This window comes from Paenibacillus sp. ALE2 (assembly GCF_054113385.1).
On record NZ_CM134213.1, the window covers coordinates 4,077,085 to 4,096,197 of the forward strand.

Below are 19,113 nucleotides of genomic sequence, written 5' to 3' on the forward strand. Positions count from 1 at the left end.
AGGGAAGCAATCGCAACAGTGTAATCGAACCCGTGATCTAAATGCCGTATTGAAAGTATAGGGGCGAAGCCCCAGGACCGTCTTCCTCTCTGGCTTGGGCTGGGGAGGAAGACGGTCCTTTTCACGTTCGATGCTACTTTTGAGAAAGTTGCTTGACCGTTTCTCGGAAGGTATCAATAAAAGCTTCGGCAGCTTTAGACAAATAACGTCCGTTCCGGTAAGCAATCGCCAGGGTACGGCTGGGGGTAGGTTCGGCTAGTGGCAGCAATGCTGGAACAAACTCGCTGCTGGCGGCGCGGGCGATAAAACGGGGAACGAGCGTCACTCCCATACCTGTCGCTACGAGCGATTGGAGTGTCTCCATATTGGTGCTTTCAAACACCACATTAGGTTCAAAGCCTGCCTGATGACACAGATCCATCGTCAGCTTGCGAAAGCCTTGCCCTTTTTTCAGGACGACAAAAGGCTCGTCTTTAAGTTCTTCCATGTGCACTGGTTGCGGCTGATTACCGTTTTTACGCAGGGCTAGGGGATGACCTGGAGGAACAGCGAGATCAATCCACTCTTCACCGATGGGTACATAAGAAAGTGTAGGTTCTACTAGGGGAAGAGAGAGCAGGCTGAGATCGGTATCGCCACTTGCCGTTTTTTTCTCCAGATTCATGGATGAATCTTCGACTAACACGATTTCAATGTCTGGATGAGCCCTCTTGAATACAGGCAGCACATGTGGCAGCAAATGGGAGCCCGTGATAGGCATACTGCCAACGACGACCTTCCCTTTTCTCAACTGAGAGATATCGTCCATTTCCTGTCGGAGCTGTTCCACCGCGTCGACTATTTTTTTTGCCTTTTCCACAAAGCTTGCTCCGGCATGTGTTAGTTCCACCGTGCTGGTGTTGCGCTGAAATAACAGTACACCAAGCTCTTTTTCCAGTTTGGACAATTGCTGGCTCAACGAAGGCTGAGCGATATGCAGTTTTTCTGCTGCGCGTGAGAAGTTTTTTTCCGCTGCAATTTGCAGGGTGTACTGAAGCTGTCTGAATTCCATCGAATTTCATACTCCTTATCTTATAAGCTTTTCCTATTACATCATAGACTGATTATACAATAATAAAATTAAATGCCCAATCCTAACGAATCTCATGTGTCACAAGTTTTATATAAGATGAAGCGTTTTTTCACAAATAGAGTCTTTTAATATAGATAATTAATTCCCTTAACATTCTCCTGATAAAACATAATTAATCTTAGTTCTGGTTGTACAAAAAAAAGGTCTGGGAGGAAAATGAATGCTAAAATGTTGGGGGATACATACGAAAAAATCGGTAGCTGCACTCCTAGCGACGATGATGCTAACCGTAAGCGGCGGGACAGCGATGGCAGTCGAGAAGGACACGACAATTAAAAATGTAATTATTCTGATTCCAGACGGCATGGCTAATGACGCTACTGCATTGGCTAGATGGTACAAAGGATCATCCTTAACGTTAGACAGCATGGCAAGCGGGATGGTGCGTACACATTCTGCGGATGCACCGATTGCCGATTCTGCTCCGGCGGGTACAGCTTTTGCCACAGGACATAAATCACATACTGGGTATGTAGGCGTTCTTCCAGATGAAGCAACGATGCCCGGACAGCAACCGATTGCAGCAGGTGACGCCAAAAAGCCTGTAGCTTCCATTCTGGAGGCTTCCAAGCTAGCAGGGAAATCAACCGGAATTATTGCTACTTCGGAGATTATGCATGCGACACCAGCTGATTTTACCGCACATTATCCTGACCGCAAAAATTATGATGCACTCAGCATGCAACAAGCCTACAACGGAGTTGACGTTGTGTTAGGTGGAGGCGGCAAGTTTTTGGAGCCAGCAGGGCGTAAGGACGGCCAAGATTTAATTGCTCAAATTAAAGACCAGGGCTATGATTTTGTCACAACACCTGAAGGGCTGAAAAATTCGATCTCCAGCAAGCTCTGGGGCAGCTTTTCTCCCGAAGCCCTTGCATATGACCTGGATCGCGATGCATCGAAGGAACCTAGTCTGGCAGAAATGACAACGAAAGCCATTGATGTGTTATCCAAAAATGATAAAGGCTTTTTCTTAATGGTAGAAGGCAGTAAAGTGGATTGGGCTGCACATGCTAATGATCCAACGGGAATTATTAGTGATGTGCTTTCATTTGACGAAGCAGTGAAAGTAGCTCTCGATTACGCCAAGCAAAACCAAAATACTGTCGTCGTAGCAGTGACAGACCATGGAAACGGTGGATTGACGATTGGTAGCAGTGATACAACTAGCAATTATGACAAAACGCCTTTAGCTTCTTTTATAGACCCATTGAAAAAAGCAAAGCTGACGGGTGAAGGCTTGGAAGCCAAGCTGAATGCAGATCGCAGCAATATTAAAGAGGTGCTTTCCACGTATTTTGGCATCACCGATCTGACAGACGAAGAAGTAAAAACAATTAAAGATGCCAAAGAAGGCAGCATGAACTATGCCGTCGGACCGATTATTAGCAAACGCGCCAATATTGGCTGGACTACAGGTGGACACACAGGAGGCGATGTCGTGTTGTACACGTATGCGCCGAACGGAGACCGTCCATCCGGTGTCATCGACAATACAGATGTAAATAAGTATATGACACGTGTACTTGGACTGGATTTAGATACAGTCAGCAAGCAACTGTTTGTTCCTGCAAAAGCCGCTTTTGAAGCTAAAGGAGCCAAGTTTACTGCGGACACGAAAGTCATTACGGTGACCAAAGGCAGTAACAAGCTGGAGCTTCCAGTATACAAAAATATTGCTACACTGAATGGTAAAAATTCTACGCTCAACGGTGTAGTCGTATTTAACGGCGTTGATTATTTTGTACCCCAGCAGGCGATTGATTTGATTCAGTGATAAATAGACCTATCGAGAGAAGCTGCTTCTTCCATAACGGAGGAACAGCTTTTTTTGTGTGTTGAGATGAATATGTAGTTTTTAAGGTGAGAATGAAATTGGTTTTCAGAAAATGGGATTTTTTGTGAAACTAGTCACGTTATATTCTCTCTGATGTTGCTAGAATAATACATGTACGATATAAGCCACTGATGATGTAAAGTCCGGATGGACGAGGGAAGAAGGGATGAGTCACGGACGAATTATTACTGCGTCTGGCTGATGGCAAGGAATGGACGCATACGGAAATGACGGAGCTGCTGACACGTCTGGATAGTGAGCCGACGCTACGAGCACAACTGCGCCAACTGGCAGCTCGCACCAAATTGGAGCGTTATGGCAAAGGTGTTTTTTTACGAGGATTAATTGAATTCTCAAGTATATGTCGTCAGAATTGCATGTACTGTGGGCTGCGTGCTTCGAATAAACAGGCAGACCGTTACCGTTTGCAGCCGGAAGAAATTCTGGCCTGCTGCGCGGAGGGGTATGAACTGGGTTATCGGACCTTTGTTTTGCAAAGTGGGGAAGATTACTGGTTTACGGCTGCCCGGCTGACGAAACTAATTCGGGAAATTAAAAGCCGTTTTGCAGATGTGGCGGTTACATTGTCCATCGGTGAACGGGATGACGAAACTTATGAGCAACTATACGAGGCGGGCGCGGACCGTTTTTTGCTCCGGCATGAGACAGCTTCACCCAGTTTGTACGCCAAGCTGCATCCGACGATGACGATCGAAAGCAGGCGTAGCCGGCTACTGGCTTTGCAACGGATCGGCTTTCAGATCGGGGCTGGATGTATGGTGGGATTGCCGGGACAAACGAACAGTGAATTAGCAGATGATTTGGTCTATTTGCATAGCCTGTCGCCAGATATGATCGGGATTGGCCCCTTTTTACCACATAGCAATACGCCGCTTCGTGAGGCCAGCCAGGGGAGCATGGAAAAGGCACTTGATATCATTTCATTATCCCGGTTGGTCGTTCCAGATGCGCTTATTCCGGCATCCACGGCCATGGGGACGATTCATCCCCAGGGAAGGGAGAAGGCGCTTCAGGCGGGAGCGAATGTGGTGATGCCTAATTTGTCGCCACTGGCGGTGAGGCCTAAGTATGCGATTTATGAGAATAAAATATGTTTGGGCGATGAGTCTGCCCAATGTAGACATTGCTTGGAGCTGCGAATCCGTGGAGCGGGATTTGAAGTCGATATGGGGCGCGGCGATAGTTTGAGAGTGCAACGACAGCTTATGAGACAGGGGACCGTGTGAGAACGTGACGGAAACATTGCAGTAACCATAAATAAGGAGATGGGTATACGTGAGTGGAGTACGGGAGAAAGTGTCGGCAGATTTTATTAATGAAGCAGAGATAATGGCCGCAGTGGAGCAGGGGAAACAAGAGGCAACAAATCGACAACGCATTTTGGAAATTTTAGAAAAGGGTAGAGCCTGCCGCGGGCTGAATGCAAGTGAAGCGGCGGCTCTTTTGCATGTAGATGATCCTGAATTATTGGAAGAGATGTTCAAATCTTCGCGGGCCGTCAAAGAGCAGATTTATGGCAACCGGATTGTGCTGTTCGCTCCTTTATATGTAAGCAACCACTGCGTTAATAACTGCGAATATTGTGGGTATAAGCATACCAATGATAGCTTTACGCGTAGCCGCCTGACCCCGGAGGAATTGGTGGAGGAGGTTAGAGTGCTTCAAGAACTGGGACACAAGCGACTTGTATTAGAAGCGGGGGAAGACCCAGTCCATTGTCCCATAGACTATATTGTCGATTGTCTGCGCCAGATCTATGAGGTCAAGGTAGATAACGGCAGCATTCGGCGGATTAATGTGAATATTGCATCCACAACCGAGGAGGACTATCGGAAGCTGGCAGAGGTAGGTATTGGTACGTATATTTTATTTCAGGAAACGTATCATCGGGAGAGCTATCGCAAATTTCATCTGCAGGGACCCAAACGGGATTATGATTGGCACACCACCGCAATGGATCGGGCCATGCGTGCGGGAATAGATGATGTGGGGATCGGTGTGTTGTATGGCTTGTATGATTTCCGCTATGAAACTGTAGCCATGCTGAAACATGCCGAACACTTGGAAGAAACCTTTGGCTGCGGGCCTCACACGGTCTCGGTTCCACGATTGCGTCCGGCTGAAAATGTAGACCTGGAGCGGTATCCGTACCTGGTCAACGATGATGATTTTATGAAAATTGTATCCGTTCTTCGACTGGCTGTCCCTTATGCTGGGATGATCCTGTCTACGCGCGAGGAGCCGGAATATAGAGACCGTGTCATTGGTTTAGGCGTGTCACAGATTAGTGCTGGATCAGCTACAGGCGTAGGCGCCTATGCAAAACAGGAGACGGAAGATAAGCCTCAATTTGAGGTGGGAGACCATCGCTCTCCATCGGAAATTATTAAAAGTTTGTGCCGTGGCGGATATATGCCAAGCTACTGTACAGCTTGCTACCGTGAGGGACGAACCGGAGATCGCTTCATGGAACTTGCCAAATCCGGACAAATTCACAATGTGTGCCAGCCAAATTCGCTGCTGACCTTCCAAGAATATCTACTGGATTATGGGGATGAGGAAGCACGTGAATTGGGAGCTGCTGCTCTGCGTGAAAATCTGGAGCGTATACCACGTGAATCAACGCGCCGTTTGACGCTTGACAGACTTGAACGATTGGAAGCAGGCGAGCGCGATTTGTATTTTTAGCAATTGATAATAATAGCATTTGAAAATAAAAAGCAGTCGCGTTGGAATCAGCGCGGCTGCTTTTGTATGTCTAGAGAAAAGAATATTAATGACGAGATTTTAAGAATAACTTCCTGCTTTAGCGGCTTGCTCCCAGGCTAGCATAGCAGATGGAAAGCATTCAATAGCCCGGGGGAAGACTCCCTGGACATAAGCGATAAACACACCATAGTTCACAATCGGCACCCTGGCGGCTTTCGTTTCAGACATTCGGTGAAGCATTGTACGCCGATTGAGCATACAGGCACCGCAATGAATAACCAACGCATATTCACTCAAATCGTCAGGGAAACTGGAGCCAGATGCATGCTCGATAATGAGGCGTTTGCCTATCGTTTGACGCAGCCAACGAGGGATTTTTACTCGACCAATATCGTCAGATTGACATTGGTGAGTGCAGGCTTCCGCAATGAGCACATGGTCTCCGTCCTTGAGGCGTTCAATGGCTCTTGCTCCTCGCACCAGTTCGTCCAGATCGCCTTTGTGACGGGCGAACAGAATGGAGAAAGAGGTAAGTGGTATATCCTTGGGCGTGTCGGCCGCAACTTTCATAAAGACCTGTGAATCGGTAATGACCAGGCTGGGCTTGCGTCCCAGTCGCTCCAGCGTCAAACGTAGCTCATGCTCTTTGGTCACGACAGCGATGGCATCGCTCTCTAGCGTATCACGGATCGTTTGCTGCTGCGGCAGAATCAATCGGCCCTTTGGCGCAGCTTTATCGATGGGAACCACCAGCACGACCAGATCGCCGGGTGACAACAGGTCACCTACGATACGAAAGCGATCTTCGTTTTGGGGGAGTGTATTTGTGATGGCCTTTTTCAGTTTTGCGTCCCCTCGGAGCACAGATGCACTGAAAGGAATCAGTGCGAGATTCAATTCGGTCTCCAGCGTTGCAGCCATTGGATCTGATTCAGCAAGGGTATCTATTTTATTTAGTACACCAATGACAGGAATCTTTTTGGTGCGTAGCTTCTCGAGCAGCTCGTACTCGAATGGTCCGACTCCAACAGTGGCGTCGATGACCAGCAGAGCCAAGTCTGTACTATTAAGTATTTCTAGCGTTTTGTTGCGGCGCAACTCCCCGATCTCACCCTCATCGTCCAGTCCGGCGGTATCCACCAGAACAATGGGACCCGCAGGAAGTAGCTCCATCGGCTTGAAAACGGGGTCCGTAGTCGTTCCTCCTATAGGTGATACCACAGCGGCGGGCTGGCCGGTCAAGGCGTTCAGAATGCTGGATTTGCCTGCATTTCGGCGACCAAGCAGAACGATATGTGGTCGGTTACTTCTTGGGGTATCATTCATTCCCATGATGAGTTCCTTCTTCCTGCCCCGGAATTCCGGGCTTGGTTACGGTATAGGGATGGCACAATTGGTCAATCCGCGCACGGGTCAGCTGACCGCGATCCTCTGCAATATCCTCTGGTGTGCGACCCTGTGCAATGGCTGCTGATGCAATGGAAGCAGCTTCATCATAGCCAAGCTCAGCGACCAGCGCGGAGGCCATCACAGCTGAGCTGTGCAGATTAGCAGAGCAGCGTTCCTCCTGTACGATCAGACCGCGCACACACCGTTCCTCGAACAGTTGAACGGCATTGGTGAGAATATGCAGCGATTCCAGCAGCGATTCGGCAATCAACGGCAGAAACGCGTTCAGCTCCAGCTGTCCAGAGGCAGCAGCCATCGTGATAGCCGCATCTTCGGCCATCACACGCATCGCTGTCAATCCGGCCATTTCTGCCATCACCGGATTGACCTTGCCAGGCATAATAGAGGAACCAGCTTGGACTGGGGGCAGCAGGTATTCACCGATACCACCGAAAGGACCAGAGGCTAGCAGACGAAAATCGCTAGATATTTTGAGCAGATTTACCGCGGCGGATTTAAGTAGACCTGACACCTCGACGAAGACATCCATATTTTGAATCGGGTCCATGGGGTGGTCGCTAAGGCATAGCCCTAATCCAGTCTCATCCGCCAGCTTTTCGACCATCCGGTAGCTGTAAGCCCGAGGCGCATTCATACCTGTGCCAATCGCCGTGCCTCCAATAGGGATTTCTCGTAGCCGCTCTTCGGCTTTATAGAGGCGCCAACGGTCACGCCCTATAGCTTTTGCGTAGGCGCCAAAGCCTTGCCCGGCCATCATAGGCAGGGCATCCATTAGCTGTGTGCGACCTAGCTTGAGCAGGTCGGCATATTCTATTTCTTTTTGCTGTAAAGCATTTTGTAACGAAGACATCGTGTCACACAAAGGGCGCAGCAGGCGTATCGCAGCAATTCGTAGCGCCGTCGGATATACATCATTCGTAGATTGACAGCAGTTCACATCATCCAGCGGATGTACAAGCTCATATTGTCCTGGCTGCCCCCCTAGCTGTACAATGGCCAAATTAGCAATGACCTCATTTACGTTCATATGGGTACTGGTGCCTGCGCCGCCTTGCATGGCATCCACGGTAAACATATCTTGATGCCGTCCTGCGAGTAATTCATCGCAGGCATTTACAATGGCAGAGACCCGGTGGGCAGACAACCGGGTCTGCTCACCATTCACTTGAGCGGCGGTTTTTTTTACCAACACAAGAGCGTGAATCAGATTTCTGTTCACGGGCCTGCCGCTGACTGCAAAATTGTTCATCGCACGTGCGGTATGAATACCGTACAAGGCATCCATAGGAATTTCCATGTCTCCTAGTGCATCCCGTTCGGTCCGCATAACTTTGACCAGAGGAGAAGACGGAGTCATGTTATAGACCCGTCGCCGGAATGCGTGTCATATGCAGCAGCTGACGTGCACTTGCAGCTCGTTTTTCCTCAACCCGGGCATGAACCAGATCTGGCTCGACCAGCTTGAGGGCTTGAGTTGGACATTTTCCAATACAGGCCGGTCCGCCGTCCACACCTTCGCACAAATCACATTTGCTGGCAATCATGCGTTCTTTAGGTTGCAAACGACCCGACACATTGGTGTACAGTCCGTCTTGCACGACCGGCTGCCCGTCTCTGTATTGAGGCACCATGGTAATCGCACCGTAAGGGCAGGCGATCATACAGGTTTTACAGCCAATGCAGCTTTCGCTATTAATAAGAATGCAGCCGTCTGCGTTCGTAATGGAGCCGTTCGGACAGGCATTAGCACATGGAGCATCCTCACAGTGACGACACTGAACAGGTGCAGTGACTCCGAATGATTTGATCACCTGTAGGCGAGGGTGAAAATGAAACTCGTCATCTGGCGAGATAAAGGGGTTCTCCGGCGAATGTGCGATAACACAGGCGATTTCACAGGTGCGACAGCCGATACACTGATCGGGATCAGCTAAAACAAAGCGATTCATACAACTCGACTCCTCTCTAACTAACAGCAAAATATAATTTCTAATGATCATACTTATGTGTTGAGCGTACTAATGAATGGAATAATCGTTATGCCCTTTGACGGGCATATCATTGCTACGGCTCTGCTTGCCGAGTCCACGCTTTTGGAAGGTCGTGTGCAGCAGATGGTGCGATACATGACCTAGCGGCTCACCCAGAAATTCATCGTACAGCTTGATGATAAAAGGATTCTCATGCGATTTGCGCACCTGAGATGCAGCATCATGTCCGTAGATGGACGATTTACGCGCACGATAAGCCTCGATTTTTTGTTTTTCCAACATGAGCTTGGGTTGCCCTCCTCCGCTGATACAGCCGGCTGGACAGCCCATGACCTCAATAAAATGATAATCACATTCACCCGCCTGCACACGATCCAGGAGTTGGTAGGCATGCTGGAGTCCAGCGACGACCGCCACCTTGAGCTGCAGCTCGCCCACCTGTACCTCTGCTACTCGAATGCCTTCCTCGCCACGGACAAAATCCAGCTGGAGCTTGGGCAGCTTCTCATTCGTCAGCAGCTCATAGCCTGTGCGGATGGCAGCTTCCATAACTCCTCCAGTTACCCCAAAAATAGTGCCTGCGCCTGAATATTGTCCTAGCGGTGCATCAAATTCTTCATCAGGCAGGTTCATAAAATCAATGCCGCGCTGCTTGATCCAGTATGCCAGCTCACGCGTGGTCAGCACCTCATCCACATCACGATAACCGTCGGATTCCATTTCGGGACGATCGCATTCAAATTGTTTGCAGGTACATGGCATGATCGCGACGCTGTAAATATTCGCAGGTTCCACCTCATCCAGCTGTGCACCATAGGTCTTGATCAGCGCTCCCACCATTTGCATTGGCGATTTGCAACTGGATAGATGGTCTAGCAGATCGGGGTATTCAATCTCGGCAAAACGGACCCAAGCTGGACAGCAGGATGTGAACATCGGTAACGGTCCACCCTCGGTTACGCGGCGAATCAGCTCAGTGCCTTCTTCCATGATGGTTACGTCAGCTCCGAAATTCGTATCATATACTCGATCGAAGCCGAGACGACGAAGGGCAGCGGCCATTTTGCCGGGCGTCAGGGTACCAAACGGCATACCAAATTCCTCCGCGAGTGACACGCGAATGGCTGGGGCGCACTGCACGATTCGAAGCTGTCCTGGCTTCTTCATCATGTCAGCTACCTTATTCAGGTTATAGCTATAATAGGCAGCAAATAGCGGTTCGCCGATGTCGGCAGGCATATCGCGTTCACGTATACGTTCCTGTCGTCTGATGGCGGCTGCCTGTGGAGATGAATCTGCCCAATCTGAGGCGTACACGCTGCATATTTGCACACATTGACCGCAAATAACACAGCGGTCTGCGTTCACGGTTTGAGGTTCTCCAGGCAGTCCCTCTATGGCATCTACCGGACAAACACCCGCACAGCGTCTGCATCCAGTGCAGAGCGTTGGGTCAATATGAATGACGGGGTCTGTAGAATCAGACGTCCTCATACAAGGAGGCGAAGAGATCTTGTCTGTTGTTGACATGTTTTTCTACCTTTCTGCGGCTGATTTTGACCTTACAGGCGTGGGAAAAAGACTTCCCGCCGAGGCTCTGGAGGCGAGTCGGATATACCATTGGCCAGCCGTAGCACATGATTTGGACAGGCTTCTACACAAGCAGGCTGTCCGTTCTCTGTTTCCGCGCACAAATCGCATTTGCTTGCCGCAGTGCGGGGAAGCGCGGTTCGATTTGCACGGTGAGTCAGGCCGGGCTGCGTGATAACGTGCCCGGCTCGATAGACCGGAGACACCTCGATTGCCCCGAAGGGGCAGGCCAAAACACAGGAGGTGCAGCCGATGCATCGTTCCTCATCAATCATGACTACGCCGTCCTCCTGACGAATGGCCTGCACCGGGCAGGCATGTGCACAGGGGGCATTCTCACAATGCCGGCATTGCACTGGCACGTACGTATCCCCAGCTCGCACCACATACACCTTGGGCACCACAGGCACGCTGACGGTTCCGATCGAAGCGCCTATGCCACTCGCCTGACCGTGAACGGCAAAGCACGCCAGTTCGCAGGCTTTGCAGCCAATACATTGCCCGCCATCCGCAACGACGAAAGAGGAGGCAACAGCACTTGTTCTATTGGCTGAACCCATTCTGCTCGTCGAATGGTTTAACGTGTTTCGTACGCCGCTCATCTTGTCACCTTGTCAGCTAGAACGGCTTCCTGGACGTTCATCTGTCTGCGAATCTTTTGGTACGATTCATGCACATCCCGTTCAGCCTGCGCTTGGTCGGCAATCCGTTCCAACCGGATGGCGCAGTATTTCAATTCTGGAGTTTTGGATACCGGATCGAGAAAATCGGCGGTTAACTCGTTACATGCTCCGACCCACCAGTGATAGGTCATGTAGGTCGCACCTTGTTGCACACGGTCGCTAATTTGTGCCCGCGCCATGATGCGTCCCCGACGGGAGGAGATGGCAACAATTTCGCCATCCAGAATATTCAGATCTGCTCCGTCTTCTGGGCTAATCTGAATAAATCCAGGCTCATCAGACAACTGGCGTAATGCACGGCAATTCCCAGTCATCGTACGCACCGAATAATGGCCTACCTCACGGACTGTAGATAAGACAAGCGGGAATTTTGCATCCGGCTGTTCTTGCGGCGGACGCCATTCGCAGGCGAATAATCGTCCTTTACCACTAGGTGTGGAAAATTGATTGCCTTTGTACAAATACGGTGTACCTGGATGATCCTCTGTAGGGCAGGGCCATTGCACGCCGCCTTGTTCCTCCATTTTCTGGTAGCTGGCACCAGCGAATAAAGGACTGAGGCTTCGCATTTCATCCCAAATTTCCTCTGTGTTCGCATAGGACATAGGGTAGCCCATGGCGGTAGCAACCTCACTAATGATGGCCCAGTCAGGCTTTACATCACCTTGCGGCTCGACGGCCTTACGGATACGCTGAAAGCCCCGATCTGCCGAAGAATACACCCCGTCATGCTCGCCCCAAGAGGTAGAAGGGAGGATGACATCCGCATGCAGCGCCGTTTTGTTCATGAAAATATCCTGCACCACGACAAATTCCAATTGTTCTAGCGCTTCACGCAGCTCGGCAGCGTTCGGATCACTCTGTACAGGGTCTTCGCCGAAAATATAATAAGCCTTCAGCTTGTTCTCTTTCAGAATGAGATGCGGTACTTCTGTAAGTGAATATCCTTTTTTACGCGGTAGCTCAACACCCCATGCTTTTTCAAACTTTTTGCGAACTGCGGTGTCAATGACATCCTGGTAACCAGGATACACATTAGGTAATGCACCCATGTCGCAGGAGCCCTGAACATTGTTTTGTCCACGTACAGGTCCAATACCTACATTTGGCTTGCCCAGATTTCCGGTCAGTAGGGCAAGGGAAGCGAGCCCTTTTACCACATCAACAGCCTGTGAAAATTGACATACGCCCATTCCGTACAGAATTGTAGCGGTAGGAGCCTTGGCATATTCCCTCATAGCCGCCCGAATGTCAGCCGCCTTGACACCTGTGATGCCTTCTGCATATTCGGGCGTATATTTTTTAATGCTATCTACGTATTCGGCAAAGCCTTCTGTGTTTGCTTCCACATATCTTTTGTCGTACAGCCCTTCATGCACTAGCACATGACCAAAAGCGTTCACCAAAGCCATGTTCGAGCCGCCTTTTAGAGGTAGCCACATATCTGAAATGCGTCCAGTTTCAGTCATGCGTGGATCACATACAATAATTTTGGCACCTCGTTGCTTGGCTGCTACGATGCGTCTTGCGACGATTGGATGCGTTTCGGGCGCGTTGTATCCAAATACGAATATGAGATCAGAGTGTTCAATTTCAGGAATAGAGTTGGACATAGCCCCGTCCCCGAGCGAGTAAGTCAAACCTGCTACAGAAGGGCCGTGGCATACACGAGCGCAATGATCAATATTGTTGGTGCCAATGACTGCCCGCATGAATTTTTGCATAACATAATTGGCTTCATTTCCCGGACCGCGTGCGGAGCCCGTCCCCATGATAGAGTCAGGACCATACTTTTCCTTAATTGCTGACAGTCGTTCGGCAGTATACTGAATGGCTTCATTCCACTCCACTTCCTCCATGACTCCATTTTTGCGAATCATGGGCTTGCGCAAGCGTGCAGTCAGAATCTGTGGATCATTCAGAAAATCCCACCCATAATGTCCTTTCAAACACAATGTTCCTTCATTTGTACGACCATTAGCCGGCTCTGCGCCAATTACCTGTCCTTTGTCCACTAGCAAATGAAGCTGACAACCGCTTCCGCAGTAGGGACATACTGTTAATACCTTGTCTGCCATGAGTGCAGCACCTCTTTTTATATGAAATAGATGAAACTCGTAACATGAAAAAAAGCCAATACAAAAATGCCGCTTCACGCTGCATCCTGTACTGGCTTATCCGCGAGCGAGGAGATGATCTCCTTCCCGCTAATCCAACCGGGGTATGTGTTGTAGTTCAAGAGTAATGATAATATGTCCGTCTCCATGGACGGAGGGGCAGACCTCCCAAGTGTAAGTGAAGGGACTGCCAAGTGTTTTTTCGGCTTCCCTCATAAACTCCTTTTCCAGATAAGGACGAAGGACGTTCCAGTAATCACTGACCTTTTCCACAGCGCCTTCATGAACGAGAATTTCGGACAGATTAGACAAAGTACCCTGGATCTCTACTGTAACTCGGAGTGGTGAGTTGAGAGAAACCTTAACGTTGTCCGGTCCTTTTCCTCGGTAATGCTTGACAATACATACGGCCAGCTTCCTGATGCGCTCACGGTATTCCAATTCGGTATTCAACATCTGGACACTCCGCTTCGAATCAAAATAAAGGCGTACTTGCCGCACATGCCAGACAGCCTCTGTAGCTAATTTAGAAAAGGAAGTAGACGTCCCAACCAAAATGGTCTGCCCAGCACGGCGTATCACTCTTCTATGGTAGAACAGGTTGACCCGGAAAGATGTGAAATTCATTACACCTAACCAAAATTTTACATAGTTTAGATTGGAGATAGGTGTGCTGGGAATTTAGCGAGCGAGGAAATCTACACACTAGCAAATACATTGACCGAGGAAAAGTATGGATGATATAATCAAAAAAGGAAAAATCATTGGGTATTATTGAGCCGTATTTAAATGGGCTTTTCTAAGTGCTAGTTTTGTAAGCGCGTACAATGATTATTTTCCCTACATAACACGGAGGAGGCGATCAATAGATTCATTTTATCCAAATAAGTGTCTTTCTTTTTTTTTTGTTTTTATGCAACCGGTTGCACGATTTACCCACTAAATTTTATCAGGAGGGTGTTAACTTGCTAAGAAAAAAAACAGGGAGTTTTATTTCTTGGTTGATTATATTGTCGCTTTGCTTGAACTTCTTCGGTTTACCTAGTGGTGCTTCGGCCAGTTATACCGATTATACAGCAACCTATATGAATTCTACAGTGAATGCTCTTCCATCATCGGCTGCTACTTCTACCGTTAGTGCAACATATGCACCTTTAGCAACACCTACAGCAACTCAAAACGGATTAACGGTTCACTTTAAGAAGCCTTCAAACTGGAATTCAACAATTCGAATCCATTACTGGAATTTGAATCCGTCAACTGTTCCGATTAGTGGGGCGTGGCCAGGAATTCTGATGAAGTCGGACGGAAACGACTGGTATAGCTATACCATTGCCGAGGCGACAGGCTCAAGTCTCATTTTTAATGACAGTAGTGGCAAACAGACGGCCGACTTGTCTCGCAGTGTGAAAGAGGGTTGGTATTACACGGATAATGTATGGTATGATGCCAACCCGGAAACTCCAAAAATTCCGGCGGTTTCCATCTCTCCCGTGCCGAAAACATACGATTCGGCTCAAACGGTAACGCTTTCCAGCACCAACAGTAGCGACAAGATTTATTATACGGTAGACGGTTCGACACCTACGACCTCCTCGACCTTGTATACCACTCCAATTCAGGTTGCTTCCTCTTTGACTATCAAGGCCATCGCCGTCAATTCAATCGGTCAAACCGGAAATGCATCCTCTTTCGATTATGTAATTGACCTGAATGCCGATTTGCAAGCTCCGACAATCACAGCGAATTTGCCTGCCGGGCATTCCGGTTCCTCTGTGACTGTATCCTTCAACCTGAAAGATAACAAGGCGGCAACGACCAAGGCATACTACACGGAGGATGGTACGGAACCGACCACAAGCTCAAAAGTCTACATCCTCGGTAACGCATTGGCCGGATTGACCGGACCATCCATCCTTATCTCCAAGACCACGACATTAAAATTTCTTGTTATAGACGGTGCTGGAAATCAAACCAAACAGAGCTTTGTTTATAATATTGGAGACAAAGGTGATTTTCGGGAAGACACTATTTACTTCGTGATTACTTCCCGGTTCTATGACGGTGATCCAAGCAACAATGTGCACGCATGGGATGATGCCAAGGCGCGTAATCCAGATTCAGACCCTGCTTGGAGAGGAGATTTTAAGGGGCTGATTCAGAAACTCGATTATATCAAAGCCCTCGGATTTAGTGCCATCTGGATTACACCTGTTGTGCAGAATGCCAGCGGTTATGATTATCATGGTTACCATGCTATAAATTTTGCCAAAGTAGACCCAAGGTATGAATCGGCGGGAGCTTCTTATCAGGATTTGATCAATGCGGCCCATGCCAAAGGGCTGAAGGTCATTCAGGACATCGTCGTCAATCATACCGGCAATTTTGGTGAAGAGAATCTGTACCCCATGTTTAAGAAAGATCCGGCTAAACCGGATACCGGTAACAACTTGGTGAAAACTACGGATAAGCTGCCGCCAAACTATGATTCCATGACACCCGATCAGCAGTATCAGGCAAGGCTCGCTCTAATGAAGAATACGGAAACGAACAATAACATTTACCATACAGAGAAAAGTCTTTCCTGGGAATCCTATACTGTTCAGACTGGTCAGATAGCGGGAGATTGCGTGGATTTGAATACAGAAAACCCTGCAGTTAACAAATATTTAATTGATACTTACAATCACTATATAGACATGGGTGTGGACGCTTTCCGTGTCGATACAGTGAAGCATGTGAGCCGGTATATTTTCAATAAATACTATATTCCTGCCTGGAAGACAAGAGGCGGCTCGGATTTCTATGTTTTTGGAGAAGTAGCCACCCGGTACAGAGATGTTTGGAACAGCGGAATTCCAGCGATCTCAACACCATTCTATACTTGGAAGGCTTCAAAATCGTATCCGGGCGATGGGAAAAATGACTATGCCTCTAATAAAATGTCGGTTGAACAAGAGTGGGCGGATAACTCTACTACAGCAGGACAGCCAACCTCGAACAATGCTTTCTTAATCGGCAATACCTATCATACACCTGACTATTCGAGGAAATCGGGCATGGATGTGATTGATTTCCCGATGCATTGGGCATTCAAGACCGCGCATGAAGCCTTTAATATGAGAAGTGGCGACCAATACTATAATGATGCTACGTGGAATGTGACCTATGTCGACTCCCATGACTATGCGCCTGACCAGGCTCCGGAAAATCAAAGATTTGCGGGCACACAAGATACTTGGGCCGAGAATCTCGATCTGATGTTCACCTTCCGCGGAATACCCGCCATCTTCTATGGCTCCGAAATTGAATTTCAAAAGGGGGCAGCCATTGATCCGGGTCCAAACGCACCGCTAAGCAAAACGGGACGGGCTTATTACGGGGATCACATAGAAGGCAGTGTTATGGTACAAGATTATGGCAAATACACAAACGCTACTGGCACGCTTGCGGAATCACTCAACCATCCTCTGGCGAAACATATCAGACAGCTAAATTTAATTAGAAGAGCTGTTCCTGCCTTGCAAAAAGGCCAGTATTCTACAGAGAATGTAACGGGCAATCTTGCGTTTAAGAGAAGATATACTGACAGCGCCAAAGGCATTGACAGTTTTGCGTTGGTCACCATTTCAGGAAATGCAACATTTTCCGGGATTCCGAACGGAATCTATGTGGATGCAGTGACCGGTGATTCCAAAACCGTTACGGATGGCAAAATCACCTTGACTTGCTCCGGTAAAGGAAATGCAAGGGTATATGTATTGAATGGCAGGGGTGGAATTGGAGAAACGGGAACCTATTTGAAGTAAACTGTCAGCGGAGGTTGACGCTGTACGATATGGAGAAACACTGAATCTCAAGGTTTAACAGAAAACTATAATGATATAAAAATAGAGTCATACCAAAGGTCGAAAGGAAAAATAACCTTCGGCCTTTGGTGTGTTAATCTTCCAAGATACATAGCTCTCGGGGCAAATGTTGGTTAGAAAACTAGAGGGATATATTTTTCTATCCTACCAACTTCACTCCCTGCCTCAATATTTTCTCTAGCACGCTTATAGGTCAAGACTATCACTTCTATAGATATCATATCTTAGACCAATCAGACACGTCGTGGTATATTGTTGACATCCAAGAGAGAGCCGTACAGCTTCTCTCCACTAGGTTCGAAAAACACAGGGGTGAATATTGATGAGTAAAAAGACCATGTTCGAGAAAATTTGGGATAACCATGTCATCTATCAGGAAGCGGGCAAGCCGAGTATTTTGTACATTGATCTTCACCTCGTACATGAGGTAACTTCGCCGCAGGCGTTTGAAGGACTACGTCTTAGCGGGCGCAAGGTGCGTCGTCCAGAGCTCACGTTTGCCACAATGGATCATAATGTACCGACAAAAGATCGTTACAACATTACGGACCCGATTTCCAAGCAGCAGATTGATACATTAACTCAAAATTGCCGCGATTTCGGTGTCACACTATATGATCTGGATACGGTGGATCAAGGTGTCGTTCACGTTATGGGGCCTGAACTGGGTCTGACTCATCCGGGAAAAACGATTGTTTGTGGTGATAGCCATACCTCCACACACGGGGCGTTCGGAGCGCTCGCTTTTGGTATCGGAACCAGTGAGGTAGAGCACGTATTGGCAACGCAATGTCTCCAGCAAGCAAAAGCAAAAACGATGGAAGTTCGTTTCGTAGGGCGTCGCAAACCTGGTGTGACGGCAAAGGACATGATTTTGGGTGTCATCGCCAAATACGGTACAGATTTCGCTACAGGCTATGTTATTGAGTACACAGGTGAGTCCATCCGCGAGTTGAGCATGGAAGAGCGCATGACAGTGTGTAACATGTCCATTGAAGGCGGAGCCAGAGCAGGTATGATTGCACCGGACGAAACAACCTTCAACTACTTGCGTGGACGCGAGCATGTGCCGCAAGGAGCTGCTTTTGAGCAAGCAGTTGCTGAGTGGAAAGCACTTGTCACCGATGAAGGCGCCGAGTTTGATGTCGTACTGGAGTTTGACGTCGATGCTTTGATACCACAAGTAACCTGGGGCACCAGTCCGGGTATGGGAACAGATATTTCCTCAACCGTACCGACTCCGGCAGAATTGCCGACAGAAAACGAACGTAAAGCAGCTGAAAAAGCGCTTGAATATATGGATTTGAAGCCAGGTACACCGATCACGGATATTGCGATTGACTACGTGTTTATCGGCTCCTGTACCAACGGCCGGATTGAAGATTTGCGCGCTGCGGCCGAGGTAGCTAAAGGCTACAAGGTTTCTGACAAAGTCACGGCAATCGTCGTACCAGGTTCGGGTCGTGTGAAGATTCAGGCTGAAGAAGAAGGACTGGACGTCATTTTTCAAGAAGCAGGATTTGAATGGCGCGAAGCGGGTTGCAGCATGTGTCTTGCGATGAATCCAGATGTGCTTCAACCGGGACAGCGTTGTGCGTCAACTTCTAATCGCAACTTTGAAGGTCGTCAGGGACGCGGAGGACGTACTCACCTTGTATCTCCAGCAATGGCAGCCGCTGCGGCGATTCATGGACATTTTGTCGATGTACGGGATTGGAAATTCAAGCAGGAAGAAGTTGTCCGCTAGGATACGG

13 protein-coding genes are annotated in these 19,113 nt (G+C 48.6%); 5 read left to right on the plus strand and 8 right to left on the minus strand.

Annotation, left to right across the window (positions count from 1 at the left end):
* Positions 1 to 133 precede the first annotated feature (133 nt).
* Positions 134 to 1,051: a LysR family transcriptional regulator gene (locus ACXHJ1_RS17860; protein WP_017427573.1), complete on the minus strand. Its 918-nt coding sequence runs from the start codon at positions 1,049 to 1,051 to the stop codon at positions 134 to 136.
* Between the two features lie 241 nt (positions 1,052 to 1,292).
* Between ACXHJ1_RS17860 and ACXHJ1_RS17865 the strand changes: the two genes are divergently transcribed.
* From ACXHJ1_RS17865 to hydG, 3 genes are all read left to right on the plus strand, one after another.
* Positions 1,293 to 2,909 (plus strand): alkaline phosphatase, encoded by a 1,617-nt coding sequence (locus tag ACXHJ1_RS17865; RefSeq protein ID WP_457904989.1) that lies wholly within the window; start codon positions 1,293 to 1,295, stop codon positions 2,907 to 2,909.
* Between the two features lie 287 nt (positions 2,910 to 3,196).
* Complete coding sequence (hydE, locus tag ACXHJ1_RS17870) at positions 3,197 to 4,216, plus strand: [FeFe] hydrogenase H-cluster radical SAM maturase HydE (protein WP_107733451.1); 1,020 nt, start codon at positions 3,197 to 3,199, stop codon at positions 4,214 to 4,216.
* A 49-nt stretch (positions 4,217 to 4,265) separates the two neighbouring features.
* On the plus strand, positions 4,266 to 5,678 hold the full coding sequence (gene hydG, locus ACXHJ1_RS17875; RefSeq protein ID WP_031461643.1) for a [FeFe] hydrogenase H-cluster radical SAM maturase HydG: 1,413 nt from the start codon (positions 4,266 to 4,268) through the stop codon (positions 5,676 to 5,678).
* Positions 5,679 to 5,777: 99 nt separating this feature from the next.
* On the opposite strand, the gene hydF is transcribed toward hydG, so the two are convergent.
* The 7 genes from hydF to ACXHJ1_RS17910 all read right to left on the minus strand — a co-directional run bounded on the left by hydF (position 5,778) and on the right by ACXHJ1_RS17910 (position 14,117).
* Positions 5,778 to 7,031 (minus strand): [FeFe] hydrogenase H-cluster maturation GTPase HydF, encoded by a 1,254-nt coding sequence (gene hydF / locus ACXHJ1_RS17880; protein WP_250247572.1) that lies wholly within the window; start codon positions 7,029 to 7,031, stop codon positions 5,778 to 5,780.
* On the minus strand, positions 7,018 to 8,466 hold the full coding sequence (locus tag ACXHJ1_RS17885) for an aspartate ammonia-lyase (RefSeq protein ID WP_457904990.1): 1,449 nt from the start codon (positions 8,464 to 8,466) through the stop codon (positions 7,018 to 7,020). The genes hydF and ACXHJ1_RS17885 overlap by 14 nt, the downstream gene beginning before the upstream one ends.
* Before the next feature lies 1 nt (position 8,467).
* Entirely contained in the window at positions 8,468 to 9,058 is a 591-nt protein-coding gene (locus ACXHJ1_RS17890) for a 4Fe-4S dicluster domain-containing protein (RefSeq protein WP_016822146.1), read from the minus strand.
* Positions 9,059 to 9,127: 69 nt separating this feature from the next.
* The gene (locus ACXHJ1_RS17895; protein ID WP_457904991.1) at positions 9,128 to 10,630 is read right to left on the minus strand and encodes a [FeFe] hydrogenase, group A; all 1,503 of its coding nucleotides are present in this window, start codon (positions 10,628 to 10,630) and stop codon (positions 9,128 to 9,130) included.
* Positions 10,631 to 10,662: 32 nt separating this feature from the next.
* A complete protein-coding gene (locus tag ACXHJ1_RS17900) occupies positions 10,663 to 11,292 on the minus strand; it encodes a 4Fe-4S dicluster domain-containing protein (protein ID WP_457904992.1) in 630 nt (209 codons plus the stop codon).
* Positions 11,289 to 13,451 carry a formate dehydrogenase subunit alpha gene (gene fdhF / locus ACXHJ1_RS17905; protein WP_016822143.1) on the minus strand — a complete coding sequence of 721 codons (2,163 nt, stop codon included), beginning with the start codon at positions 13,449 to 13,451 and terminating at the stop codon, positions 11,289 to 11,291. The genes ACXHJ1_RS17900 and fdhF overlap by 4 nt, the downstream gene beginning before the upstream one ends.
* A 129-nt stretch (positions 13,452 to 13,580) precedes the next feature.
* A complete protein-coding gene (locus ACXHJ1_RS17910; protein ID WP_225164765.1) occupies positions 13,581 to 14,117 on the minus strand; it encodes a hypothetical protein in 537 nt (178 codons plus the stop codon).
* Positions 14,118 to 14,455: 338 nt separating this feature from the next.
* Between ACXHJ1_RS17910 and ACXHJ1_RS17915 the strand changes: the two genes are divergently transcribed.
* Both ACXHJ1_RS17915 and leuC read left to right on the plus strand, forming a co-directional pair.
* A complete protein-coding gene (locus ACXHJ1_RS17915; protein ID WP_107733455.1) occupies positions 14,456 to 17,299 on the plus strand; it encodes an alpha-amylase family glycosyl hydrolase in 2,844 nt (947 codons plus the stop codon).
* A 382-nt stretch (positions 17,300 to 17,681) separates the two neighbouring features.
* The gene (leuC, locus tag ACXHJ1_RS17920; protein ID WP_016822141.1) at positions 17,682 to 19,106 is read left to right on the plus strand and encodes a 3-isopropylmalate dehydratase large subunit; all 1,425 of its coding nucleotides are present in this window, start codon (positions 17,682 to 17,684) and stop codon (positions 19,104 to 19,106) included.
* Positions 19,107 to 19,113 lie beyond the last annotated feature (7 nt).